The organism is Caproiciproducens puteiluti (assembly GCF_052442865.1).
Taxonomy (GTDB): Bacteria; Bacillota; Clostridia; order Oscillospirales; family Acutalibacteraceae; genus Caproiciproducens.
In genome coordinates this window covers 681,234-705,966 of sequence record NZ_CP194790.1, presented here as the reverse complement: position 1 = coordinate 705,966, position 24,733 = coordinate 681,234, and the positions used below count along the sequence as shown (strand labels likewise).

Here is a 24,733-nt window from a genome sequence, read left to right as displayed (position 1 = left end):
TTTACCTGATTACCTCTCTTAAATGGTTGATATAAAGATCGCGGATGCCTTCGTATTCGCCGATTCCCTTCCGGATACATTCCGGCTCGTAGCCTGCTGCTCTCAGATTTGATGCAAAGGAATCCTCTTCCCCCGCCATATCGTTGACCGCATGGTCGCCCGCCACCAGCATCAGCGGCAGCACCAGCACGCGCTTTCTTTTTTGCGCGGAAGCGTCCAGCTTTTGGATAACATCCGCGATGGCAACGGAGCCATCCACCGTGGCAATGTAGATTTCCTTGCCGGAACAGTCCCGCAGCTGCTTTTCCAGCTTTGCATAGCTGCCGTCCGATTCATGCGGGGAACCGTGCCCCATCAGGATCACGGGGTCATTCCCCGCCGCTTCCCCGATTTCCCCCCACAGCGAATTCGCGACGGCGGCGTAATCGGCTTCGCTGCCCAAGAGCACACGGGCCGTTTTTATTTCGGAAAACAGTTCCCTGCATTCTTCTATTGTACACTTCATTTTACCGTTTTCAATACCGTCTATCAAATGAGTCGGCAAAACAGCGGCGCGGGTAATTCCGTCCCGCTTCATCTGCCGCAATGTCTCCCTGACATCGCGAATGATAATATGGTCCCTTTTTTCCAGAATACTTCTCACAATATTGCTGGAATACGCCTGATAAACGCTCCAGTCCGGGAAAGCTTCCCGGACTGTCTGAGCGATTTTTTCAATGTTTTTCTCTCTGGTTTCCCGATAGGTGGTCCCAAAGCTGACGATCAGAATTCCCTGCTTCATTCGTTCCCCTTACCGTTCGTCCATTTTTTACGTTCGACCAAGCGTCCCATCAGAAAAGCGATGATTCCGACGCCGATGCCCGTCTGCAGGCAGAACAGAAGGCTTTCCACTTCGCCCGGCAGCTCCCCGTGAATCGCGGTTTCCAATACCGGCGTGAACCAGGGCTCATAGTTCCCCGCGATTTGCTCCACCATGCCGCTGCCCGCGTCGTCGGAGCCGCCGAATTCCGCGCCCTTTAAAGCGAACAGCGGGACAAAAGCGATTAAAACCGCTGCAAGGATTAACGCAACAACCGTTTTTTTCGTCTTACTCATCTTATTTCTCCTCCATGTTCAGCTTCAGCATGTTCAGTTCCGGGGTAGCGTATGTCTTCAGCGCGATCATGATCAGGACGGTAAGGATGCCCTCCAGAACGGCAAGGGGCAGCTGCGTCGGCGCGAAAACGCCGAGGAACTTCCCGACCGACGCCATAACGCCGCCCTCCGCGGAAGGATAGGCGATCGCAAGCTGAAAGCTAGTGACACAGTAAGTAAAGAGGTCGCCCAGAAACGCCGCCAGAAAAACACCGATATAACGGTTTACTTTCAGCTTTTTGCACAGCAGGAAAATTCCGTAGCTGAGCAGCGGCCCGGCAATGGCCATGGAAAAGGTGTTGGCTCCCAGCGTGGTCAGCCCGCCGTGCGCAAGCAGAATCGCCTGAAAAAGCAGGACGATGATGCCCAGAATGCTGACAGCCGTGGGCCCGAACAGGATCGCGCCCAGCCCCGTGCCCGTCATGTGGGAACAGCTGCCCGTTACGGACGGAATTTTCAGGGAGGAAATCACGAAGATAAAAGCCCCCGCCATGGCGAGCAGTGTGATGTTCTTCCTGTTTTCTTTTAGCTTTTTGTTAATGGACAGGTATCCGGTCACTAAGAAGGGAATACACAGCACTCCCCATGCAATACAGTACTGGGGCGCAAGGTAGCCCTCCATGATGTGCATCGCATAGGCATTCGGAGTAATTCCCACGATTACCGACAGGACCGCCAGCGAAGCAATCCATTTTTTCTGTTTCGTTGTCATTGTTATTACCCTCTCTTTTCGTTTTATCTGGAACAAATATCAATTTGTTTACCATTCTTATAACAGCGCGGCAAAATCGGAAATCCTTTTGGGACACGCCCCCGCTTTCCCGATTTTTCCCTTTTCTTTCAGCAGATCGTAAAGCTGCATCAGGACCGGCTTTTTCAGGTTTGCTTTTCTGAGCAGGGACTCGTCGCGGAAGATTTCTTCCGCGGTTCCGTCGCCGATCAGCTCCCCGCCGCAGAAAACCAGGACCCGCTGCGCAAAGCGATAGGCAAAATCCACGTCGTGCGTGGAAAGCAGGACGGTTTTTCCCTTTTGCTCGATCTGATCCAGAACCTCTTCCAGCACCTGCGCGTTGACCGGGTCCAGGGAAGCGGTCGGCTCGTCAAAAATCATGACTTCGGAATCCATGGCCAGAATATCCGCGATGCTGACCCTTTTCTTTTCCCCGCCGCTCAGGTAATGGGGCGGCCGCATGACGTGGTCCTCCAGCTTCATTTCCCGGACGGCGCGAAGGGTTCTTTCCTCCACCTCTTCCCGGGGAAGCTTCATGTTCAGCGGACCGAAGGCTACCTCCGCCTTTACCGTGGAAGCGATGATCTGGCTGTCCGCGTCCTGAAAGACGATTCCCACATTCCGCCGCAGCCGGTTGATGTTTTTCCTGACGATCGTTTCCCCCCGGTAACGGATTTCCCCGTTCGTGGGCTCCCTCACCCCGTTCAGATTCAGAAAAAAAGTGGTTTTCCCAGCCCCGTTTGCCCCAAGGACGGCGATTTTTTCCCGCTGATAGATCGCAAGGCAGATATCCTTCAGCGTATCGCGGTCCCTGTCATAGGCAAACGAAAGATGGTCCACCTCCAGAATTTTTTCCCTCATTCAGCCCCTCCTCCCTATTAAACAAAAAGTTCCCAAAAGCAGCGCGAGATACAGACCGGCGTACAGCAGCTGCCCCGCCGTCAGCGGTCTTTTTTCTTCCCAGAACAGGGCGTTTCCCTCGTAGCCCCTCGCTTCCATCGCGTCGTAATACGTTTCCGCCTTCTTCATGGACAGGATCAAAAGATTCGCCAGCTCCCCGCTGAAGGTACGGAACGAGGTTTTCAGGTCGCAGTACCCCAGCCTTGACCCCGCGGCGTCCTTCTGCCGCTGATTGGTTTCCGACAGGATGAAAATATACCGGTAAATCAGGTGCATCAGCTCCAGAATCAGAACCGGCACACGGATTTTTCTGAAAACGGAAATGATTTCCCCCATCGGGGTGGAAAGCGTCATCAGGTACAGCGCGCTGACCGCCGAGAACGCTTTGAGGGTCACGTGTATCCCCAGCGTCAGGCTGCTTTGGGTCACATACAGATTCGTCAGAAAAAACCGGGTGCGAAAAAGGCTGTCCGCGCCGCTGCCGAACTGGGCCGTAATTGCCGCGCCCCCCAGCAGAATAAAGGCCAGAGGGATTTTCATCAGGCGGAAATAGTCTCCTACAGGGATTTTCCCCACCCCCACGCTGAGAAACAGCATGAAAAGAAGGGTCACGGCGGAAACTCCGACGGAATCGGCGGCAATGACCGTCACCAGCGCCCCCACCGAGAAAGCGACCTTATAGGTCGTATTCCACTCCCTTAAAGCGGAAAGATAGGAATAGGTATCGGCGGATATTTCATGACCCCTGTGCATAGCTTTCAGCCCTCCCTAAAAAGCGGTACGCGTAGGCCGGGTTCGCGTAATAATGCAGATGCGGAAAACCCCACCAGTGATTTTTTCCGGCGTGGACACAGTGCCACTGCCGCCCCGACACCGGTTTTCGCGCCAGACAGTCGCTTCCGTTGTCCGTGCTGTCAAAATAGTGGAACTCATGCCCCCGAATTTCCATCCCCTTCGGCAGAAAGGTTTCCGTTTCCGCGCAAACGCCGATATACCCGAAGCGAACCAGCTTTCCCGTATAACGGCAGCTGCCTTTTACCGCGCCAGCCATCGGGAAGACCTGCCCTTCCTGATTTTCCATCGTCTCGTGCAGGTACAGAAAGCCCCCGCATTCCGCAATGGTGGGCATCCCGCTTTCGATTGCCCTTTTCACGCTTTGCCGCATTCCTTCGTTTCGGGAAAGCCCCTCCGCGTATAGCTCCGGGTACCCGCCGCCCAGAATCATCCCGTGCAGGTGCGTCGGGAGCTTTTCTTCGTGCAGCGGGGAAAAGGGCACCAGCTCCGCCCCGGCTTTTTGCAGCAGCCGCAGATTGTCCTCATAGTAAAAACAGAACGCTTCGTCCATGGCGACACCGATCCGTACGCCGACCGCTTTCGCGGGAACGGTCACCGGGGCTGCTTCGAGTTCTTGCGCCCGCGACGCGATCGCCACGAGCCTTTCCAGATCGACGGCAGTCCTGAAGACCTCCGCGGATTTTTTCAGCTGTTCGCGGAGCCCCTGAATTTCCTCCGGCAGCCGCAGGCCGAGGTGGCGGCTTTCCAGCCTGATTTCCGTCTGAACGGGAAAATACCCCAGAACCGGAATTCCTGTTTCCGCTTCTATTTCCGGTTTGATCGCGTCATAAAACATCTTTCCGGTCCTGTTCAGGATCACGCCCTGAATCAGGCGCGCGGTGTCGTACTGCAAAAAACCGGCAATCAGGGGGATGACCGACCGGCCCATCCCGCGGGCGTCCACCACAAGAATCACCGGCGTTTTCGTGACCTTTGCCAGATGGTAGGAGGACGCTTCCTCCCGGATGCCGCCCAAGCCGTCGTAAAGCCCCATAACGCCCTCGATCACGGAAAGGTCCTTTCCTTCGGCATCCTCCAGAAACAGAAATTTGGTCGTGTTTTCATCCGTAAAAAAGGAATCCAGATTTTTAGAGGGGACGCCGAGCACCTTGCGGTGGAACATGGGGTCGATAAAGTCCGGTCCGCATTTAAACGCGGCCGCCCTTTTCCCGCTGTCCAGCAGAGCCTGTAAAAGCGAGCAGGTCAGCAGGGTTTTTCCGCTGCCGCTGCCGACAGCCGCGATCATGATTCTGGGTGCTTTCATTCGTCTTTCTCCCCATTTCCCCGAAAAGTAAAGGAAACGATAAAAACCGGATTCTCCGCGCGCATCATGCGGTACCCGCCCACCGGCTCGGCCCTGCTGACCTGTAGCTGAACAATCTCTTCTTCCTCCACCGGCAAGGTTTTCAGCAAGCCGGTGATTTCACTGAGGGTTTCCAGCGTGACGGCGTTCACGACCACACGGAGCCGCGGGTTTTTCCGGTAAAGCGCCGCGAGGATTTCCTTCATATTGCCGCCGCTTCCGCCAAGAAACGCATGGGTCGGGGCGGGAAGCCCCTCAAACGCCTGCGGCGCTTCGCCCTCGGCCACGCTCAGGTTGGCCAGGACGAATTTTTCCCGGTTTTTCTCCGTCAAAAGCGCGGCTTCCTTCTTCTTTTCAATGGCATATACCTGTATGCGGTCGGACAGAGACGCGCACTCGACCGCGACGGAGCCCGTGCCGCTGCCGACATCGTAGAGGACGGCGTCCCGGCAAAGCCGGAGCTTGCAGACGGACACCGCACGGATTTCTTCCTTGGTCATCGGAACCCGGCCCCGAAGAAAAGCGCTGTCCGGCAGTCCGTGCGTCAGACGTTTCTTTTCGGCTTGCGGGTTTTCGATCAGGCAGACATAAAGCCCTTCCTTTTCGAGCGCCGCGCAGTCCGCCGGGTTCAGGCGCAGAATCTGTTCCTCCGGGTAAGAGAGCTGATAGCCCGCTGTGATACGGATATTCTCCATTCCCCGCTCCAAAAACAGCGCGCCGAGCGCTTTCATATCCGCAAGGCCGGACACGAGCAGGAACGTTTTTTCATTCGTCCGCACCGTATCGAGGACATTGGCGCTTTTTCCGTGGATGCTGACGATCGCCGCGTCGTGCCAGCTTTTCCCGAGCCTTGCCGCAAGGCAGGATACGCTGGAAATCCCCGGCAGGATTTCCACCCGCGCGTGCAGGATACCCGCTTCTGTTTCTCTTTGAAGGGCGTCGTACAGCTTTTGCGCCCCGCTGTAAAAACCGGTGTCCCCCGAAAAAAGGGCAGCCGCGTTTTGAACCGCTTTCCCCTTCAGAAACGGAAGGATGTCCTCCGCCAGATAGCAGGGGACTTTTTCGGCCGGGCCCGGGATCCCCGCCAGGAGTCTCCGGGCCCCAAAGAGGAGTTCCGCTTCCTGTATCCGGCACTCTGCCTCCCTTGTCAGTAACGTTTTGCCGCCCATTCCCATCCCGATCAGGGAAATCCGCATCCGGCTGTCCCGCCGCAGCTTTTTCCCGGTCAGGTCTTCCAGTTTTTCGCATACTTCCTCAAAAGAGTCCCCGTCCGCCCGTTCCGGGTTCCCGATCACCAGCACTTTCGTTCCGGTGCTGCGGGCGGCCTGTATTTTTTCCGGAAAGCCGCCGTTCTTACCGCTTTCCTTCGTCACCAGAGTGCGGATATCGTATTGACGGATCACCGCCTCGTTCATTTCCACCGAAAAGGGACCCTGCATGGCGATGATATGTTTTCCTTCGATCCCGTTTTCATAGCAGAGGGAGAGGCTTTCCAGTCCGGGCAGAACCCTTGCGTACAGGCGGGGAAGAAGCTCCTTCTGCCCGCTGTAAAGGGACAGGTCCTTACTTCCCGTCGTCAGAAGGATATTGCCGGGCATTTCTTTCAGCGCTTCGGCGCAGGCTTCATGAGTGGGATAGCGCAACCCGTTTTTCCGCCCCGGCGGCAGAATATCCGTATCCCGCTGCAGGCGCAGGCAAGGGATACCGCTTTCCGCCGTGCTGTTTCTGATATTCTCCGAAACGGCGGTAGCAAAGGGATGGGTGGCGTCCACCACCGCGAGGAAATTCCCCGAACGGAGAAAGTACTTCATTTCCTCCGGGGTCATCCTGCCCTGATGAACGGTCAGCCCCGGTCTTTTCTCCATGACCAGCTCCCCGTATTCCGTCGCCACGCAGACCGTGCATTCCAGTCCGTTTGCGCACAGCAGTTCCGCCAGGCGGCGGCCCTCCGTTGTCCCTGAAAAAATCAGTATCTGTTTCATAAAAGGTATCCTCTTTCGGTAATCAGCTTCCCGTCCCGAAGCCGCGTTTGGGAATTCCCGATAAAGACGGTGGTAAACATATTGACCTGCCGCTCTCTCAGTTCCTTTAAGGTGCAGACGAATGTCCGGGTGCCCTCCCTGCCGATATTTTCCACATAGCCGCAGGCCCTGCTTTCCTCAAGCTGTTCCAGCAGGATGTCGCACGCCTTTTGCAGGTAATCCGCGCGCCTACGGCTGGAAGGGTTATAGAGCGCAATACAGAAGTCGCCCTGCGCCGCCGCCCGCAGCCTTTTTTCAATCAGCTCCCACGGCGTCAGAAGGTCGCTCAGGCTGATAACGCAGTAATCGTGGTTGAGCGGGGCCCCAAGGCAGGCGGCGCCGCTGTTGGCAGCGGTAACGCCCGGAATCACCAAAAGCTCGCAGTCCGGGTAATCCGCCCCGATCCCGTACATCAGCGACGCCAGCCCGTACACTCCGGCGTCCCCGCTGCTGACCAGCGCCACTGTTTTCCCTTTTAAGGCTTCCTGAAAGCACATTTCGCACCGTTTTGCTTCCTGCGTCATCGGCGTGGAGAGCAGCTCTTTTTCCTGAAAGCGCTTTTCCAGCAGATCTAAATAGACCGGGTACCCGACGATCACGTCGCTTTCCTCCAGCGCCCTCACCGCCTGAAAGGTCATCATTTCTTCCGCTCCCGGTCCCATTCCCACGATATAAATTTTATGTTTCATCAAAGCTTACACTCCATTTTTTCTGTGCTATGGCCACTGTGATTCCGTTTTCGGCGTATTTTTCGATAAGGAGCTTTCCCTCTTCCCCGCAGGCCGCCATTGCCGCGCGTTCACAGACGTTGTCCACGCCCACCTGCTCCTCCACAAAGGCGGAGGAGGCAAAATCGCCGCCAACTGCTTTCAGCCTGTCCGCAGAAAAAGTCAGAAAAGGAAGGTCATGTTTCTCCGCATATTCCAGTAACCCCTGCTCGTCCTTTTTCCGGTCGACGGAAGCAACAGCCGCCAGCGACTCCCGCCGCAGCCCGGCTTTCTTCATCTGCTTTTCCACCGCTTCCTCTATTTCCGGAAAGGATTTCCCGCGCCTGCACCCGATTCCGAGCACACAGGCCCTTGGGCAAAGCTGTAAATCCGCCTTTTCCGCATCCTCCGCAAAGGGGGAAACGATCACCGACGCCCTGCCGTTCACGGGGTAGGGTACCGGGGTCAGCTCCTTCGGCCAGCTTCCCGTACAGGAACCCGCGATGGCCATTGTAACGGGCTTCCCGGCAAGGAGCGCGGACGAAACGGCAGCAATCCCGCTTCGGTTACAGACGGCCAGCCGGTTTCTGCGGGCAAAGACGTCCGCCGCAAACAATCCGTTTACATCGGTGGCGGTCGTAATGACCGGAACCGCGCCGGTCTTTTCCGCAATCCGTTCGGCCAGTTCGTTGGCTCCCCCGAAATGCCCGGACAGCAGCGGAATCACGAACCGGCCCGCTTCATCCATGACCAGCACCGGGGAATCCTCCAGCTTATCCCTTACGGAAGACGCGATCGCGCGCACGGCAATGCCGCAGGCCCCGATAAAGAGCACCGCGCTGTGCTCCCGGAACCGCTCCCCCGCCCACCGGGAAAGGCTTTCTTCCACATATACGGCTTCCAGATCATCCGGCAAAGCCCTGTGCTTGGCAGAAAGGGTGATCTCCATCTCCCGCGCAAGGCTGTTTCGGATTGTCTGCGCGAGAGCGGCCCCTTTTTCGGTAAAGCTGATGATACTGATTTTCATTCCCGTTTCCCTCGAAATTCCGTCTCAAAATCCGGCGCATACAATCTGGAACGCTGGTAATTCCGATGTGCAACGGCGTCCCCGACCAGAATCAGCGCCGTTTTGGTGATTTGGTTTACTTTCGCCGTTTCCTCCAGAGTTCCTACGGTACAGACACAGGCTTTTTCCTCCGGCCAGGTGGCCTTGTAAACAATGGCCGCGGGCGTTTCGGGCCGGTAACCGCCCCTTTGCAGCCTTTCGCTTAATTCGCGCAGCATCCCGGCGCTCAGATAAATCGCCATGGAAGCCCCGTGCGCCGCCAGGCTTTCGATGCTTTCCCTTTCCGGCACCGGAGTTCTGCCCTCCATGCGGGTAATGATCAGGCTTTGGGAAACGCCCGGCAGGGTGTATTCCAGATTTAACGACGCGGCGGCCCCGAAGCACGCGCTGACCCCCGGACAGCTTTCATAGGGGATGCCGAGCGAATCCAGAACATCCATCTGTTCCCGTACGGCCCCGTATACGCTGGGGTCCCCCGTGTGGAGACGCACCGTGGTTTTTCCGCTTTGCTCCGCCCGGCGCATGACCGCAACGACCTCCTCCAGCGTCATTTCCGCGCTGTTATAGACGGCGCAGCCGTCCTTTGCATCCTGTAAAAGCTCCGGATTGACCAGAGAACCCGCATAGATGACGACGTCCGCCGTCTGAAGCAGCCGCTTGCCCCTCACGGTGATCAAATCCACCGCCCCGGTTCCGGCCCCCACAAAGTAAATCATCATTTCCCTCCCGTTTCCATGATTGTTTGAAGCAGTTCCTGTGCCCCTTCGCTTTTCGCCAGCTCCCCGAATTCGTTTGCATAAAGAATGCATTCTGTCCGAATTCTTCCCGCCGCGCGTTTATTCAGGCAAAAACAGATTTTTTCCAGAAGGATTTCCATCGTTTTTTTCCGTTTCCCAGCGGTTTCCAAAATCCGCAGCGCTTCCTCTGTGGTGACGCAGTCAAGGATTTCCCCGGCTGTCTTTGCGGAAATGCCCGCCCGGATTCCGGCCGACGCCATCAGCTCCATCCGGCAGTCCCCTTCTTTGGAGTGGGTGTTCATCATTCCGCCGGAAAGCTTCACCAGCTTCCCGATATGCCCGGTCAGGAGCATCGCGGAAAATCCCGCCTCCGCCGCCATATCGACGGTATTCCCGATAAAATTACTGCATTTGACGCTTTGGTCCAGATCATACCCGTAGGCGGTTTTCATAAAGGCCTGGCCGTAATTCCCAGGCGTCACCGCCACCGCCCGGCAGCCCTCTTCCTTCTTGACATTCAGCTCCACCCGGATGGTGTCGAGCAGCGCCTGGCTGCTCATCGGCTCCACAATCCCCGTTGTGCCGAGGATCGAAATGCCCCCGGTGATCCCCAGCCTGGGATTAAACGTCTTTTCCGCCAGCTTTTCCCCGCCGGGGACGGAGATTTCCACCCGGAGCCCGCCCCGGTAATCGGTCAGGCGGCAGATTTCCGCCACTTCCTTCGCGATCATTTCCCTCGGTACATGGTTGATAGCCGCGCTGCCGACCGGCTGATCCAGTCCGCGTTTGGTCACCCTTCCGACCCCTTCGCCTCCGTCGATCACGATTTTGCTTCCTTCTTCCGGCGACCGTTCCTGTCCGTTGAAAGTAACACAGGCAAAAACCAGCGCCCCTGTGGTCATGTCCGGGTCGTCCCCGCCGTCCTTTTTGACCGCGCAGGTGACCGCGGATTCCCCGCGGGTAATCTCCTCCACCGCCACCCTGTAGGGAATCCCCTTGGGGGTGTCGATGGTAATGGTCCTTTTTTCTTTCCCGGTCAACAGCATGTAGGCCGCCGCCTTTGCCGCGGCAGCCGCGCAGCTTCCGGTCGTAAATCCGTACCGCATCCTTATCTCCCCAGCTCGTAAAGAATCGCGTTGCAGACAGCCGCCGCCACATTGCTGCCGCCCTTCCTGCCGCGGTTTACGATAAAAGGCACCTCCGTCCCCAAAATCAGCTCCTTTGCCGCCTCCACGTTGACGAAGCCGACGGGAACCCCGATGATAAACGCCGGGCGGAAGGTGCCGTCCGTCATCATTTCATAGAGCCGGATCAGCGCCGTCGGCGCGTTGCCGATGGCAAAGATCACCGGCCTTTCGATTTTAGACGCCATTTCCATGCTGACCGCGGCCCGGGTGATCCTCCGCCGCTTCGCCAGCTCGGCGACCTCTTTTTCCGCCATAAAGCAATGGACGCTGCCGCCGTAACGGGCCAGAACAGTTTTGTTGATTCCGGCCAGCCCCATATTGGTGTCCGTCACAATATCGGCGCCGTTTTGAATCAGCTCCTTCGCTTTTTCCACCGCTCCCGGCGAAAAGGTAAGCGTCTTTGCGTACTCAAAGTCCGCGCTGGTGTGGATGACGCGTTTGATCACCATTTCCTGCTCCGGCTTTAATTCAATTTTTCGCTCGCGCAGTTCCCTTGAAATGATTGCGAAGCTGCGTTTTTCAATTTCCTCCGGCAGTACAAATTCGATTTCATCCATTCTGTTTCACCAGCCTTTCGATCTCCCGAATCAACGTTTCATTTTCCCCGTGCTGTTTTACCGCAATGCGGTAGTACCCTTCGTGCAAGCCCCTGTAATTGCCGCAGTCGCGAATCAGAATTTCCTTTTCCAAAAGCAGGTCATAGAGCGGCACAGAGGTGTAAAACAATAGATAATCCGCCGCCGACGGATACACCCGGAACCCCAGCCGCCTGAGCTCCCCGCTGAGATATTCCCTTTCCGTTTTTACAAACCGGACGGTCTTTTCCAGATATTCCTTTTCCCGGCACGCCGCCGCGCCCGCGGCCTGCGCGAAAACGGACAGGTTCCATTCCGGCAGCTGATTTTTGATTCTTTCCGTTAATTCCCGGTCTCCGCAAAAGAGGTAGCCCAGCCGGACGCCCGGAATGGCAAAAATTTTGGTAAACGCGCGGACCACCACTACGTTTGGGTACTCTTGCAGCCGATTTTTGAACGAAAGCCGCTCCTCTTCGCCGGTGAATTCCAGAAAACATTCGTCCAGCACGACGGTAATCCGCTTCTCCCGGCAGACAGCCGCGATTTTTTTCAGCAGCGTGCCGTCAAGCAGGTTTCCCACCGGATTGTTGGGATTGGCGAGAAACAGCAAATCCGTGTCCCCGGTCAGCTGCTCCAGAAGCCCTTCGTCCAAAGCAAACCCCGCGCTTTCCTTCATTTCGTAATAACCGATTTCCGCGTCCGACGCCATAGCAGCTTTTTCGTACCCGAAGAAGGACGGAACCGGGATGACGATTCGTTTGGGCCTGACGGCGTGAATGATTGCAAGGAACAATTCCGACGCGCCGTTTCCGAAAAGGAGGTGCTCCGTACCGACTCCCGTCATTTGGGAAACGCTTTCCGCCAGCTTTTCCGCCCGGATGTCCGGATACTGTTCGCAGTGCCCGACCGCTTCGTGCAGCGCGTCTTTTACAGAATCGGGAATTCCAAGGGGATTGCTGTTGACCGAAAAATCGATACGGACCTGATTCCGATAAATATCACCGCCGTGAATCATAAACTCCTCCTATTAAAAAACAAAATCGGCAAGAAACAGAAGCGCCAGACAGACGGCTTCGCAAAGGCCCGCCGTAAGATAAAGCAGACGGTTGGCCCGGACGATGTCCTCGTACTCCACCGCCCTGAGCGCGTCCCCGAGAAACGGCTTTTTGACCAGCTTGCCGAAATAGCTGGCGTCCCCCGCAAGGCGGATGCCCAGCGCCCCGGCGCAGACGGCTTCCGTATGGGCGGCGTTGGGACTCTTGTGTTTCCTTCTGTCCCGTTTGTAAATTCTCCAAGCGTTTTTCCCGTGATACTCCCTTCCGGCAAGGGTACAGGCGGCTGTCATCAAAACCGCGCTGATTCTTGCGGGCAGGAAGTTCACCGCGTCGTCCAGCTTGGCGGCGGCCCTGCCGAAAAACGAATACCGGTCATTCTGATATCCCACCATGGAATCCATGGTATTGACGGCCTTATAGAAAAAGCCGAGGACCGGCCCGCCAAGGGCAAGAAAAAGCATCGGCGCGATCACGCCGTCCGAGGTGTTTTCCGCCACCGTTTCAATGGCGGCTTTGGCGACCCCGGTTTCGTCCAGCGCCGCCGTGTCGCGCCCCACGATCATGGACACCGCGCGCCGCGCGCCCGGCAGATCGTTTTCCTTCAGCTTTGTGTAAACCTTCATGCTCTCCTGCTTCAGGCATTTGGTCGCAAGCACCTGATAGGTCATGACGCTTTCCACCGCGATCCCAAAAACGGTGGAAAACCGGTAGGCAAGATACAGAATCAGAGCCGATGCCGCAACGGTCGCGGTCAGGACCAGAAGCACCAGCAGGATTCCCCTGCGAAATTCCTTTTTCCCGTCCCTTTCCTTCCCGTCAAGCTTCCCCAGCAGCACGCCGTCCAGTTTGGCGATCAGCTTTCCGATCAGCCGGACGGGGTGGGGAAGCCAGTGCGGGTCGCCCAGCAGCAGGTCCAATAAAAACCCGGCAAAGAAAGCAGTGATATGATTGATCATTGTTCCATCCTCTACAATTTCCTTATCCATTCCAATGAAAAACAGTCGGTACCGGAGAAGGACAGGCGGCAAAGACAGCCTTCTCCGTTTTTGCACTGATAATCAAAATAATCCCCGCCACAAAAGGTGCTCAGCAGCGCCATGACGGTTCCGCCATGCACCACGGCGGCAGCGGAGGCCGGAAGGCTTTCTGCCTTTCCAAGTTCCCCTACCGCCTGACCCAATCCCCGGCGGCACCTTGCAAGAAAGTCCTGCCTGCTTTCTCCGCCCGGAAAAGGCAGTTCCCCGCTGCTGTCTATCCACGCCTGATACTCCGCGTTCCCGCTCAGCTCCCGGTAATTTTTGCCTTCAAAGTGCCCGAAATTCGTTTCCCGCCATTCTTCCACCACAATCGGATTCGTACAGCCGTAAAGAAGCTCCGCGGTCTGCAGACACCGTTCCATCGGGCTGGAAAAAACGACGCCGGCCTTCGGGTATTTTCCCGACTGCCTGTTTCGCAGCAGCTTTTCCTTTCCCGTATCGGATAAATCCTCTTCGGTTTGTCCAAGGTACCGGCCCAGCGCGTTGGACGGGGTCTCCCCGTGGCGGATCAGCGCCAGGGTTATTTGATTTTCTGTCCGATTCCGCATACAATCCGCTCCACCCTGTCCGCTTTTTCCGCCAGCACGCAGAGGATTCTCCCCAGACGCTCCCGGTATTCCCTTTCCCCTGCGTCCGTGGGGACGATTCCGTTCCCGACTTCGTCGCTGATCACAATCACTCCGGGGTTGTGCGCCAGGATTTCCCGAACCCGGTCCTCGGGGGATTTGCCTTCCTTTAAAAGGGCTTTGACCAGAATATGAAAATGGTTGATAACCGCGGCCCCCGTTTCAGCGCAGTCCGGCACAGACGCCACGGGATCGTATACTCTTTCGGGCGGGATGCCCGTCTTTTTCAGCACATAAGTCAGTTTCCCCTGTGCGTATCCTCCAATGTAAAGCTCCATGTCCTTCCCTCTTTCGGTGTTGATTCGTAAAATCTAAACCAGCCCGGCGATACAGCAGATCGCCGCGGCTGCCGCGTTGACCCCCTCGCAGACCGTCACAAAATAGCCGCAGGTGTCCCCGGTAATGCCCCCAAGCTCCCGAAAGCAGCGGCGGCGCCAGTAAAAGAAGGTCAGCAGCGCGCCCGCCGCAACGGCAATCCCCGTCCACAGCGACAGCCACAGCATTGCCGCCAAACAGAGCAAAAGCTGAAGGTACAGGGAAACTTTCACCGCTTTTTCATGGGCCTTGCTGGAAAACAGGTATAAAAGCCCTTCGTTTTTTGCGTTCGGAAAGGTCACTACTCCAATTCCGCTCAGCGTACGGGAGAGAAAAAATCCCGCGCCCGCCACTGCCAGAGCCTTTGGCTGATCAATTGCGGAATACGCCCCGAAATAAAGCAGGGTATCAATAACCAGCTGTATCACGGAAAACGCGCCGATGTGGGAATCCTTCAGGATTTCCAGCTTCTTTTCCCGGCTTTGATAGGAATGGAACGCGTCCATCGTATCCATGAAGCCGTCCACATGAAACCCGCCGGATACCAAGATCGGGATCGCCGTCCCGACAGCCGCGTACAGCACCGTACCCAGCCCCAAAGAGCGGCAGAGCGTCCCCCACAGGACCGTGAGGACGCCGATCACGGCCCCGACCCACGGAAAAAAGCAGAGGACATATTTCATATCCCGGTCCTCCCACTCCAGCTGCGGGACCGGGATCTTGGAATAAATGGAAAAGGAAATCATCAGTGATCTTAAAACAGGCATCTTTTTTCTCCCATCCTAGAGCGTGTATGCAAACTCCAAAATCTAGTCTATTTCTACTGATAAGGGTTCCTTCGTCGTCAAAAATGCTCCGAATACGGAAAGTATTCGTGTGCTTTTTTCCTTGAAGTCCCTCCTTTTCAGCGAAATATCCGTCGTTTTTCCGATTTGCATACACGCTCTACGGCAGTTCTCCTTTGATCGGAACCGGAATCCCGACTACCACTTCCGTCACCGCGTCCGCCCGGGCGGCAATAAACGCATTGACCCTGCCGAGCGCTTCCATATAAGCCCGCGTTGTTTCTTCATAGGGAATGCCGTCCTCAAAGACGTTGTTGGTGACGATCACCAGATGCTCCATATGCTCCGCAAGGGAACAAAGCTCCGCGCAAAGCTGATCCGCAACCTCTTTCTCCCGCCGGATTTCCTTTGAAGCAAACATTTCATTGGCCACAAGATTCGACAGGCATTCGAGCAGCACCGTTCCTTCCCCCTGCTTCATCCGGGGGACGGCCAAAAGGATACCGGTCGGCTGTTCAATGGTCAGGAATCCCTTTCCCGCCCGCAGGCCGCGGTGCCTGTCCACCTTTTTTCTGCCCTCGCCGTCGTAAACCTTCATGGTCGCCAGATAATACAGCGGCCCTTTCCCGGCAAGCGAAACCGCCGTTTTTTCCGCGTACGCGGATTTGCCGCTGCCGCTGCCGCCCGTAATCAGTACCATCATTTTCGCTCCCTGCCGTCACGCGGCGCCGTATGTTTTCTCAGCCTGAAGGCTATTCATACCGAACATATTGCTCCGTACTGATATCATGAAAAGTGGTCTGGTCTTCATATACGGAAAGCGCGACGTCCAAAAGGGCAAACATCATCACCGCGCCCGTTCCTTCCCCCAGAGCCAGTCCGGCGTCTATGACCGGATGGACCCCGAGCTCCTCAAAAATCCTTTTTGCCGCGGGTTCCCTGCTGATGTGGGACGGGATAATGTATTCCCTTACCCCGGGAACAAGGCGTTCCGCCGTCAGCGCCGCCACCGCGCTGATGACTCCGTCGACAACAACGGGAATATGATGAAGAGCCCCCCCGATAAAAACGCCGACGAGCCCGGCAATGTCGTATCCCCCGACGGTTGCCAGAATCCGCAGCGCTTCGTCTTTTTGGAACCGATATCTTTCCAGCGCCCGCCTGACCACTTCCTGTTTATGTTCCAGCTTTTCCCTGCTCAGACCGGCGCCCTTTCCCGTGACCTCTTCGCCGCTGCATTGCAGCAGTGCCGCGGCCATCGCGCTGCTGGTCGTTGTATTGCCGATTCCCATTTCGCCGGTCGCAAGAATCCGGTACCCTTTCTCGCCGCATTCCGCCGCAATCTCCATTCCCGCCGCGATTGCCTGTACAGCCTCCGCTTCCGACATAGCCGGTTCCTTCAGGAAATTTTTCGTTCCGCGGGCAACCTTGCGCTGAATCAGCCCCGGGATCTCTTCTTCGCAGTTGATACCCATGTCCACCGGCAATACGTCCGCCCCTACCCTTTTCGCCATCTTACAGACGGAGGTAGTTCCCAAAACCATGCTGGAAGCAACGGCGGCCGTTACCTCCTGCCCGCACTGGCTCACCTGCTCCTCTACGATACCGTTGTCCGCGCATAGGACGACCACGGCTTTTTTAGAAAGGTCAATCTGTACGGTTCCGGAAATCGCCCCGATCTGCGCAACGATCGCTTCAAACTGACCCAGCCCGTCCAGCGGCTTTGCAATTCCGTCCCAGATTTGCTTTACCTTTTGCCGGATTTCCTCATTCGGCCTGTCGATTTTTAATTCAGCCAATGCTTCTTTTGTCATAGGTCCCTCCATTTAAAATCCGGTAAATCCCGTCCGGATCGAGATGTTTTCTCAGCGTATCTGCAAGCTTGTCGTACTGGGATTCCTTAAAGGCCCCGTAGTCCATCGTCAGGCCGCTTTCCATGGAGAGGCCTTTCCTGTGGGCAAGCGCCCTCACGACAACGGACGCGATTTCCCCTTCGTCAAAGATTCCGTGCACATAGGTTCCATAAATATCCTCGCCGGAGATTCCATCCTTTTTTTCCCCGCCGTCCAGCACATTGGTCAGGGAACACAGCGGCAAACAGCCCGGTTCCGCGCTGCTGACACCCATATGGATTTCATACCCCTTTATTTTCCTGCCGGACAACCCGGAGAAAATCCCCGGTACTTGTCCAAAGGCGCCCTCCACACGGGTACGGACCTTTTTGGTCTCCAGCCCGGTGTCCACGGGGAGCAGCTCCATCCCTCGAACCGCGCCGCCCTCTTCCACTTCGTAAGGGTCCGAAACGGTGCGGCCAAGCATCTGATATCCGCCGCAGATGCCAAAGATCACGCTTTCGCCTTTTCTCTTTTTGACCGCCGCTTCCAGCCCGTTCTGCCGCATCCATTTCAAGTCGCCCATCGTATTCTTACTGCCCGGCAGAAGAATCATATCCGGACGGTGCAGCTGAACGGCGGAATCCACATAGCGGACGGAAACGCCCTCGATCTGCTCAAAGACGGAAAAATCCGTAAAATTGGAAATCCGGGGAAAACGGATGACGGCGATGTCGATCTGCGCTTCTTCTTTTTGATCGAACCGACCGGTCAGGCTGTCCTCATCCTCCACCGAAATCTCCATATAAGGAACGACCCCGGCGACCGGCACGCCGCTTTTTTCCTCCAGCATACGGATTCCCGGGTCGAGAATCGAAGGGTCGCCCCGGAATTTATTGATGATCAGGCCCTTTACCCTTGCCTTTTCATGGTCTTCCAGAAGCATCAGGGTGCCGAGCAGCTGGGCAAAGACGCCGCCCCGGTCGATGTCCCCGACCAGAAGCACCGGGGCGTCCAGCATTTCGGCCAGCCCCATGTTGACGATATCATTTTCTTTCAGGTTGATTTCCGCCGGACTGCCCGCGCCCTCTATAAGAATAATGTCCGCCTGCTTTTCCAGCTCGTGAAACGCCCTTCTGATGTCCGGGATCAGCTTCGTTTTATAGGCGAAGTATTCTTTCGCGCTCATATTGCCGACGACTTCCCCGTTGACGATCACCTGGGAGCCGGTGTCGTTGGTGGGTTTTAACAGAATGGGGTTCATCAGAACGGACGGTTTGATTCCCGCCGCTTCCGCCTGCATGACCTGCGCCCTGCCCATTTCCAGCCCTTCGTCCGTAATATAGGAATTCAGCGCCATATTCTGGGATTTAAAAGGAGCGACGCGGTATCCGTCCTGCTTCAGAATTCTGCACAGGCCGGCTGTAAGCAGGCTTTTCCCCGCGTTCGACATGGTCCCCTGAATCATCAATACTTTCGCCACAATAAAATACCTCCATTGCCACAAAGGCATGGAGGTATCAAAAGGCAAGGTCAGACCTGCCTTATCCATTCCAGACCAGTTACTCGTGGCTGTAGTGCTCTGTTTAAGGCAGGTCTCCTGGCTGAAAGATCATCGTTTACGGCCGCCTTCCCAATTTCCAATCAGTGGCGTTTTGCCGCAGCTCCCTTATCACAGTGACGAGTTCGTACAGGACTTGCACCTGTTTCCCTTTTCATCAGAACAAGGCTTTCGCCCTTCTGACACCTTAAACCTATTTCATTTTTGATAGACTTTATTATAATATAATTCCGATCGTTTTACCAGTGCTTTTTACGAATTTCCGTATACAGACCGGGCCGCTGCCCAAAGAATGCATCCGGGTGCTTTCCCTTGAAACCCTTTGTCGGAGACCTGATCTTCTATAAATTCAGGAGCATTTCATACTGGAGGGCGAAGCATTCAAAGCCCGCTGCCAATAGGAATGCCTCCATCTCCTTACACGACGTATCCACGTTCAGCACCGTGATTCTGTCCGCCGCCGTATTTTTTGCCAGATCGGCAAGGATACTGCCCGCAACTCCTGTTCTCCGGTCTTCTCTGCGAACCGCAAGCTGAACAATATTTCCCGTCCTTTTTTCAATGACTCCATAGCCGACGACGGTTTGGCCAATCCGTACGGCCGAGCGGTAAAACCCTTCCGGCACCGCGCAAACGGATTCCCGGGAGTTCTGCCAGGAGGGAACAAAGTCCCAAAAGACTTTGTCCTGCTCGGACGAAAGCCCGTCCGCCTTCTCCGCACGGTATTTCATGGACGGAACGAGTTTTTCTTTCCCGATCTGAAAACAGGAAAACTCCCGGCAAAGCCTGAACCCCTGTTTTTCATAGAGCAGAACCGCAGCCCGGTTGGACTGAAGCACCTCAAGCAGATACTGTTCGACCCCTCGTTCTTTCAGCAGCTGCCCTGCCTGTGTAAAAAGCTTGCTTGATATCCCGCGTTCTCTGAACGCCCCTATCACGCCGGTTCCCACGTCATAGGCGGTCGGGATCTCATTCCAACTACGCATCCCATTCAGGACGAACCCGATCAGCCGGTCGTTTTCAAACGCTCCTACGGATAGTTCAGGGCGGTATCCTCTTCTTTGAAGCATCTGCCGGAATTCCCAAAGAGGCAGTCGCATAGGAACCCGATAGTCCGAAAATGCTTCTGTAAACGTCCTGTGCAGTACTTCTGTCTTTGTATGATTCAACGCTTCATAGGTAATCATTCGGAATGTCCGTCCCTTTCTTTGCAATGATCTGAAAATTCAGCCGATCAACAGTCCCATGCTCAGGGAATCGTAAAACACTCCGCCGACGCAAAGGTCCCTGGTGATGGTTCCTTCCTTTAAAAAGCCGTATTTTTCATACAGACTGACCGCCTTTTGATTATCCGCACGGGTCAGCAGATTGATTTTTCTGACGATTTGCGTCTGCTTTGCCCAGTCGATCAGGAATTCCAGAAGAAAGTTTCCGATTCCCAAGCCCCAATAATCTTTTCTGACGGCGATTCCCATCTCACCCGAGTGCCGTTTTCTGGCTCTGGAACCGCCGCTGAAAGTGACAAAACCCGCAACTTCTCCGCCGCACAAGGCAATGATAATCACCGAATTATCCTTCGCGTTTTCAGCCGAAATGGCGTGTTCCTCCGTCTTTGCTGAAATTTCTATCTCATTTTCTCCGTACGAGAGGAAATCCGATTCTCCGCTGATGCACCTTTTAAACCGGGCCATTAATTCGGCATCCTCTGCAGCCGCTTTTCTGATGAAAAGCTCCGAACCGTTTTTCAGCGTTACTGTTTTCATTGATGTTTTACCCTTCCCTGTATGTTCTGATTTGTACTGCAGACAGGCCGTTCTTAAATGGCGCTATCCATATGATTCATTATACAATACCTGTCCATGATTTGAACAGCGAACTCAAATATCCGTCTGTTTTATTCCTGCGCACGCGTTTCAACCCGGCCGACCGCTTCTTTCATAGCCCGTACATACTCCGCGACAAAGGGGAGGGCTTCCCTACCGTGCTGCCCGATCAGCTTCACAATGGCGGAGCCGACGATAACGCCGTCGGCTGTTTTCGCCATCTGCGCCGCCTGCTCCGGCGTTGAGATTCCAAAGCCGACCGCCGCCGGGACGCTGCCGGACTCATGGACCAATTTTACCATAGACGCCACATCCGAGCTGATTTCGCTTCTCATGCCCGTGACCCCGAGAGAGGACACGCAGTAAACAAAGCCGGAAGCTTCTTTTGTAATTTTTTTGATGCGGTCGTTCGAGGTCGGGGCAACGAGGGAAATAAAATCAAGGCCGTGTTTCTGGCACACCGGGGCAAATTCCTCTTTTTCCTCAAAGGGCACGTCCGGAAGGATCACCCCATCCATCCCGATCCCGGCGGCGGTTTCCAAAAAGCGCTCGGTTCCGTAGGAAAATACCACGTTGGCATAGGTCATGAAAACCATAGGGACGCCGACGGTCCGCCTGACCCTGCGCACCATGTCAAAGATTTTGTCCGTCGTTGTGCCCGCGGCAAGCGCGCGCAGGTTCGCCTCCTGAATCACAGGGCCTTCCGCCGTAGGGTCGGAGAAGGGTATCCCCAGCTCGATAAGGTCCGCGCCGGCATCGGCGATTCCTCTGATAAGCTGTTCGGTGGTTTCCAGATCGGGGTCTCCGCAGGTCAGAAAGGCGATGAAGGCCTTCCCCTGTTCAAATGCTTTTTTGATACGGCTCATTCGAAAATCTCCTCCCCTCTGTACCGTGCGATGGCCGCGCAGTCCTTGTCGCCCCGTCCCGAAAGGTTGATCACGACGATTTTGTCCCGGCCCATTTGGGGCGCCAGCTTTCTGGCGTAAGCCACGGCATGGGCGCTTTCAATGGCGGGGATGATGCCCTCCGTACGGGAAAGGTACTCAAAGGCGTCCACGGCCTCGTCATCGGTGACGGCCACATACTCTGCCCGCCCGATATCGTGAAGCCATGCGTGCTCCGGACCGACGCCCGGGTAGTCGAGCCCGGCGGAAATGGAATAGACCGGCGCGATCTGGCCGTATTCGTCCTGACAGAAATAGGATTTCATCCCGTGAAAAATCCCCGGCTTCCCGGTCGTCATGGTCGCCGCCGTTTCAAAGGTATCGATGCCCCTTCCGGCCGCCTCGCATCCGATCAGGCGCACCGACGGGTCTTCGATAAAGTGATAGAAAGCGCCGATGGCGTTGGAGCCGCCGCCCACGCAGGCAAGCACTGCGTCGGGCAGGCGGCCTTCCTTTTCCATGAGCTGCTCCTTGATCTCTCTGGAGATCACCGCCTGAAAATCCCTCACGATGGTGGGAAACGGGTGCGGTCCCATCACCGACCCGAGGACATAATGGGTGTCGGCGATCCGGCCCGTCCATTCCCGCATGGTTTCGGACACCGCATCCTTCAGGGTGCCCGTTCCGGAAGTGACCGGGTGGACCCGCGCCCCCAAAAGCCGCATCTTGTAGACGTTCAGCGCCTGTCTTTCGGTGTCCTCCTTTCCCATGAAAATTTCACATTCCATGTCCATCAGCGCCGCCGCCGTCGCGGTCGCCACGCCGTGCTGACCGGCCCCGGTTTCGGCGATCACGCGCGTCTTGCCCATTTTCTTAGCCAGAAGGACCTGACCGAGCACGTTGTTGATTTTGTGCGCGCCGGTGTGATTCAGGTCCTCCCGCTTCAGATAAACCCTGGCCCCGCCCAAATCCTTCGTCATTTTTTCGGCGAAATAAAGGCGCGACGGTCTTCCGGCGTAATCGTTCAGAAGACCGGTAAGCTCCTCCTGAAACTGCGGGTCGCATTGATAGTGGCGATAGGCTTCTTCCAATTCCATTACGGCGTTCATCAGCGTCTCCGGTATATACTGGCCGCCATGAATGCCAAATCTGCCTTTTGACATAGGTTCCTCCTTAAAAGAAGGGTTCAGCCCTTCTGTTTTCAGTATTCTTCCGTTGACTTTACCGCTTTCACCGCCGCCGCGATCTTATCCCGGTCCTTCAGGCTGTCCTTTTCCACGCCCGAGCTCAAATCGACCGCGTAAGGGTGAAACCGGGATACCGCCTCGGGGATATTCTGGGGCGTCAGCCCCCCCGCCAGGATAAACGGGCGGGAAAAGCTTTTGACCAGCGACCAGTCGAAGCATTCCCCGGTCCCGTAGCCGTTGTCCAAAAGCACCCTGTCGGCACAGCTCCGTTCGGCGGCCAGAAGGTCCTTTTCCGAGCGGATTTTGAACGCTTTCCAGATTTCAGCCCGCGGAAGCGCTTGCCTGAGCCTTTCGATAAAGAGGTCGTCCTCGCCTCCGTGGAGCTGGACAATTCCGATGGTTCTGTCACGGTAAAGCTCCGCGATCCGCTCCAGAGAAGCGTCCACAAATACCCCGGCGGTCCTGATTTCCGGGCGGATCGCCTCTCTCAACTTCTGTGCCTCCCTGGGCGTTACGTTCCGGCGGCTTTTTTCATAAAACACAAAGCCCGCGAAATCCGGCTGGGCGCTGTTGACAAATTCGGCGTCGCAGGGCCTGAAAAGACCGCATATCTTGATCTTCGTCCTATTCATCCCGCCGCCCCCCGAAAGGCCGAGAGAAGGGCCTTCTTATCCTCCGCCCGCATCAAGGCCTCGCCGACCAGAACGGCGTCCGCCCCGATTTTTTTGAGGGCCGCCACATCGCCGGGCGAGCTTACGCCCGATTCCGCGATAAACAGGGCGGAGGATGGGATTTGATTTCTCAGCTTCGCTGCGTTTGAAAAATCCACGGTAAAATTCTTCAGATTGCGGTTGTTGACCCCAATCAGGCGGGCGCCCGCCGACACCGCGGACTTCACTTCCTCTTCGTCGTGGGTCTCCACCAAAGCCGATATTCCCATCCCGTCACAGATGGCAAGGTACCGCGCCAGCGTTCGGGTATCGAGCAGGGAGCAGATCAGAAGCACCGCGTCGGCTCCCATGCACCTCGCCTCATAGAGCTGATATTCGTCGACGGTAAAGTCCTTTCGGAGCATCGGAAGGGAAATTTCGCCGCGAATCTCACGGAATATCTGATCGGAACCTAAAAACCACTTCGGCTCGGTGAGGCAGGAAACGCAGTCCGCGCCCGCCCTTTCGTATTCCTGCGCGATTTCAAGATAAGGGAAATCCCGCAAAAGAATCCCTTTGGAGGGGGACGCCTTCTTGATCTCACAGATAAAAGACAGCTTTGGACCCTTCAAAGCATTTTCAAGCCGGAAACCGCCCCTCGGAAGACGGAGGGCCCGTTCCTTGATTTCCTCCGCGCCGACTGTTTCTTTGGCCCTTTGCACCCGCTGTTTCGCATAGGCCGCAAGCTCTTCTAAAATCAACTCACCTTCGCCTCCCTGTTGGATTCCCGGATGAATTCGTCCAGCTTTGCCTTCGCTTTCTTGCTGTCGATCAGCTCGGCGGCCAGACGGGCGCCGTCCTGCAGCGTTTCCGCCTTTCCGGCAAGGTACAACGCAGCCCCGGCGTTCAAAAGGACCGCTTCGCGCTTTGCACCCTTTGCCCCATTTAAAATATCGAGGGTAATGCGCGCGTTTTCCTCCGGCGTTCCCCCCGTCAGGTCCGCTTTTGCGCAGGATTGGAAGCCGAAGTCTTCCGGCGTGATCGTATATTTTCTGAACCGGCCGTCCTGAAATTCACAGATATCCGTGGGAGAGGACATGGAGATTTCATCCAGCTTATCCCGCCCGTAAACCACCATGCCCCGCCTGACCCCGAGATTCGAGAGCACCCGGGCGAGCGGCTCGATCAGAGCCTCGGAGTAAACGCCCAGCAGCTGCAGGTTGGCCGAGGCCGGATTGGTCAGCGGGCCGAGAATATTGAAGATGGTGCGCACGCCCATCTCTTTCCGGACCGGGCCGACATATTTCATGGATGAATGATAGCTCTGTGCAAAGAAAAAGCAGATTCCGATCGTATCGAGCAGCTCCGCGCATTTTTCCGGAGCAAGGCTGATTTTTACACCCAAAGCCTCCAGGCAGTCTGCTGCGCCGCTTTGGGAGGAGGCCGCGCGGTTGCCGTGTTTGGCCACCTTCACCCCCGAAGAGGCGACAACGATGGAGGCGGTGGTCGAAATATTGAAGGAGTTTGCGCCGTCCCCTCCCGTCCCGACGATTTCCAAAAGGTCGGAATCACAAACGACGGGCGTGGCGTGGGCGCGCATTCCGGCGGCGCAGGCGGTAATTTCCTCGATGGTCTCCCCCTTTGCGGACAGGGACGCGAGAAAAGCCGCCGTCTGCACCTGGGACGTATTTCCCCCCATGATTTCATCCATTACGGCAACGGCTTCGTCATAGGTCAGATTTTCTCTTTCAATCAGTTTTGCGGTTGCTTCCTTAATCATTGGT

27 protein-coding genes and 1 riboswitch are annotated in these 24,733 nt (G+C 56.1%); all 27 genes read right to left on the bottom strand.

The features are described from left to right. Position 1: 1 nt before the first annotated feature. Complete coding sequence (locus ACRQU7_RS03455) at positions 2-781, bottom strand: sirohydrochlorin cobaltochelatase (protein WP_444643740.1); 780 nt, start codon at positions 779-781, stop codon at positions 2-4. Continuing rightward, the gene (locus ACRQU7_RS03450) at positions 778-1,095 is read right to left on the bottom strand and encodes an energy-coupling factor ABC transporter substrate-binding protein (RefSeq protein WP_141827155.1); all 318 of its coding nucleotides are present in this window, start codon (positions 1,093-1,095) and stop codon (positions 778-780) included. Before ACRQU7_RS03450 ends, ACRQU7_RS03455 begins: the two co-directional genes overlap by 4 nt. 1 nt (position 1,096) lies before the next feature. Further along, positions 1,097-1,846 (bottom strand): energy-coupling factor ABC transporter permease, encoded by a 750-nt coding sequence (locus ACRQU7_RS03445; protein WP_444643737.1) that lies wholly within the window; start codon positions 1,844-1,846, stop codon positions 1,097-1,099. A 57-nt stretch (positions 1,847-1,903) separates the two neighbouring features. Beyond that, a complete protein-coding gene (locus tag ACRQU7_RS03440; protein ID WP_444643735.1) occupies positions 1,904-2,725 on the bottom strand; it encodes an energy-coupling factor ABC transporter ATP-binding protein in 822 nt (273 codons plus the stop codon). Continuing rightward, positions 2,726-3,517: a cobalt ECF transporter T component CbiQ gene (cbiQ, locus tag ACRQU7_RS03435; protein ID WP_444643733.1), complete on the bottom strand. Its 792-nt coding sequence runs from the start codon at positions 3,515-3,517 to the stop codon at positions 2,726-2,728. Continuing rightward, positions 3,501-4,862 carry a cobyrinate a,c-diamide synthase gene (locus ACRQU7_RS03430; RefSeq protein ID WP_444643731.1) on the bottom strand — a complete coding sequence of 454 codons (1,362 nt, stop codon included), beginning with the start codon at positions 4,860-4,862 and terminating at the stop codon, positions 3,501-3,503. The genes cbiQ and ACRQU7_RS03430 overlap by 17 nt, the downstream gene beginning before the upstream one ends. Next, positions 4,859-6,883 carry a precorrin-6A reductase gene (gene cobK / locus ACRQU7_RS03425; RefSeq protein WP_444643729.1) on the bottom strand — a complete coding sequence of 675 codons (2,025 nt, stop codon included), beginning with the start codon at positions 6,881-6,883 and terminating at the stop codon, positions 4,859-4,861. The genes ACRQU7_RS03430 and cobK overlap by 4 nt, the downstream gene beginning before the upstream one ends. Beyond that, entirely contained in the window at positions 6,880-7,611 is a 732-nt protein-coding gene (gene cobJ / locus ACRQU7_RS03420) for a precorrin-3B C(17)-methyltransferase (protein ID WP_444645493.1), read from the bottom strand. Before cobJ ends, cobK begins: the two co-directional genes overlap by 4 nt. After that, positions 7,601-8,656, bottom strand: coding sequence for a cobalt-precorrin 5A hydrolase (locus tag ACRQU7_RS03415; protein WP_444643727.1), 1,056 nt, complete (start codon positions 8,654-8,656; stop codon positions 7,601-7,603). Before ACRQU7_RS03415 ends, cobJ begins: the two co-directional genes overlap by 11 nt. Next, positions 8,653-9,411, bottom strand: coding sequence for a precorrin-4 C(11)-methyltransferase (cobM, locus tag ACRQU7_RS03410; RefSeq protein WP_444643725.1), 759 nt, complete (start codon positions 9,409-9,411; stop codon positions 8,653-8,655). Before cobM ends, ACRQU7_RS03415 begins: the two co-directional genes overlap by 4 nt. Next, positions 9,411-10,538 (bottom strand): cobalt-precorrin-5B (C(1))-methyltransferase CbiD, encoded by a 1,128-nt coding sequence (gene cbiD, locus ACRQU7_RS03405; protein WP_444643723.1) that lies wholly within the window; start codon positions 10,536-10,538, stop codon positions 9,411-9,413. The genes cobM and cbiD overlap by 1 nt, the downstream gene beginning before the upstream one ends. A 2-nt stretch (positions 10,539-10,540) precedes the next feature. Continuing rightward, entirely contained in the window at positions 10,541-11,176 is a 636-nt protein-coding gene (locus ACRQU7_RS03400) for a precorrin-8X methylmutase (RefSeq protein WP_444643721.1), read from the bottom strand. Further along, a complete protein-coding gene (locus ACRQU7_RS03395; protein WP_444643719.1) occupies positions 11,169-12,209 on the bottom strand; it encodes a pyridoxal phosphate-dependent aminotransferase in 1,041 nt (346 codons plus the stop codon). Before ACRQU7_RS03395 ends, ACRQU7_RS03400 begins: the two co-directional genes overlap by 8 nt. Positions 12,210-12,221: 12 nt before the next feature. Beyond that, entirely contained in the window at positions 12,222-13,205 is a 984-nt protein-coding gene (gene cbiB, locus ACRQU7_RS03390) for an adenosylcobinamide-phosphate synthase CbiB (RefSeq protein ID WP_444643717.1), read from the bottom strand. Between the two features lie 11 nt (positions 13,206-13,216). Next, positions 13,217-13,834 carry a histidine phosphatase family protein gene (locus ACRQU7_RS03385; protein WP_444643715.1) on the bottom strand — a complete coding sequence of 206 codons (618 nt, stop codon included), beginning with the start codon at positions 13,832-13,834 and terminating at the stop codon, positions 13,217-13,219. After that, positions 13,807-14,190 (bottom strand): bifunctional adenosylcobinamide kinase/adenosylcobinamide-phosphate guanylyltransferase, encoded by a 384-nt coding sequence (locus ACRQU7_RS03380; RefSeq protein ID WP_444643713.1) that lies wholly within the window; start codon positions 14,188-14,190, stop codon positions 13,807-13,809. The genes ACRQU7_RS03385 and ACRQU7_RS03380 overlap by 28 nt, the downstream gene beginning before the upstream one ends. A gap of 33 nt (positions 14,191-14,223) precedes the next feature. After that, positions 14,224-14,994: an adenosylcobinamide-GDP ribazoletransferase gene (locus ACRQU7_RS03375; RefSeq protein WP_444643711.1), complete on the bottom strand. Its 771-nt coding sequence runs from the start codon at positions 14,992-14,994 to the stop codon at positions 14,224-14,226. Positions 14,995-15,172: 178 nt separating this feature from the next. Next, positions 15,173-15,715: a bifunctional adenosylcobinamide kinase/adenosylcobinamide-phosphate guanylyltransferase gene (locus ACRQU7_RS03370; protein WP_444643709.1), complete on the bottom strand. Its 543-nt coding sequence runs from the start codon at positions 15,713-15,715 to the stop codon at positions 15,173-15,175. Between the two features lie 49 nt (positions 15,716-15,764). Next, positions 15,765-16,826 (bottom strand): nicotinate-nucleotide--dimethylbenzimidazole phosphoribosyltransferase, encoded by a 1,062-nt coding sequence (cobT, locus tag ACRQU7_RS03365; RefSeq protein WP_444643707.1) that lies wholly within the window; start codon positions 16,824-16,826, stop codon positions 15,765-15,767. Next, positions 16,804-18,327 carry a cobyric acid synthase gene (locus tag ACRQU7_RS03360; RefSeq protein ID WP_444643705.1) on the bottom strand — a complete coding sequence of 508 codons (1,524 nt, stop codon included), beginning with the start codon at positions 18,325-18,327 and terminating at the stop codon, positions 16,804-16,806. The genes cobT and ACRQU7_RS03360 overlap by 23 nt, the downstream gene beginning before the upstream one ends. Positions 18,328-18,417: 90 nt before the next feature. Continuing rightward, positions 18,418-18,610, bottom strand: a riboswitch (cobalamin riboswitch). Between the two features lie 136 nt (positions 18,611-18,746). Continuing rightward, on the bottom strand, positions 18,747-19,592 hold the full coding sequence (locus ACRQU7_RS03355) for a GNAT family N-acetyltransferase (protein WP_444643703.1): 846 nt from the start codon (positions 19,590-19,592) through the stop codon (positions 18,747-18,749). A 39-nt stretch (positions 19,593-19,631) separates the two neighbouring features. Continuing rightward, on the bottom strand, positions 19,632-20,168 hold the full coding sequence (locus tag ACRQU7_RS03350) for a GNAT family N-acetyltransferase (RefSeq protein WP_444643701.1): 537 nt from the start codon (positions 20,166-20,168) through the stop codon (positions 19,632-19,634). A 131-nt stretch (positions 20,169-20,299) separates the two neighbouring features. Beyond that, the gene (gene trpA, locus ACRQU7_RS03345; RefSeq protein ID WP_444643699.1) at positions 20,300-21,094 is read right to left on the bottom strand and encodes a tryptophan synthase subunit alpha; all 795 of its coding nucleotides are present in this window, start codon (positions 21,092-21,094) and stop codon (positions 20,300-20,302) included. Next, complete coding sequence (gene trpB / locus ACRQU7_RS03340) at positions 21,091-22,275, bottom strand: tryptophan synthase subunit beta (RefSeq protein WP_444643697.1); 1,185 nt, start codon at positions 22,273-22,275, stop codon at positions 21,091-21,093. The genes trpA and trpB overlap by 4 nt, the downstream gene beginning before the upstream one ends. A gap of 38 nt (positions 22,276-22,313) precedes the next feature. Beyond that, positions 22,314-22,931: a phosphoribosylanthranilate isomerase gene (locus ACRQU7_RS03335; protein WP_444643695.1), complete on the bottom strand. Its 618-nt coding sequence runs from the start codon at positions 22,929-22,931 to the stop codon at positions 22,314-22,316. Next, positions 22,928-23,710, bottom strand: coding sequence for an indole-3-glycerol phosphate synthase TrpC (trpC, locus tag ACRQU7_RS03330; RefSeq protein WP_444643693.1), 783 nt, complete (start codon positions 23,708-23,710; stop codon positions 22,928-22,930). The genes ACRQU7_RS03335 and trpC overlap by 4 nt, the downstream gene beginning before the upstream one ends. Continuing rightward, positions 23,707-24,729 (bottom strand): anthranilate phosphoribosyltransferase, encoded by a 1,023-nt coding sequence (trpD, locus tag ACRQU7_RS03325; RefSeq protein ID WP_444643691.1) that lies wholly within the window; start codon positions 24,727-24,729, stop codon positions 23,707-23,709. The genes trpC and trpD overlap by 4 nt, the downstream gene beginning before the upstream one ends. Between the last annotated feature and the right edge of the window lie 4 nt (positions 24,730-24,733).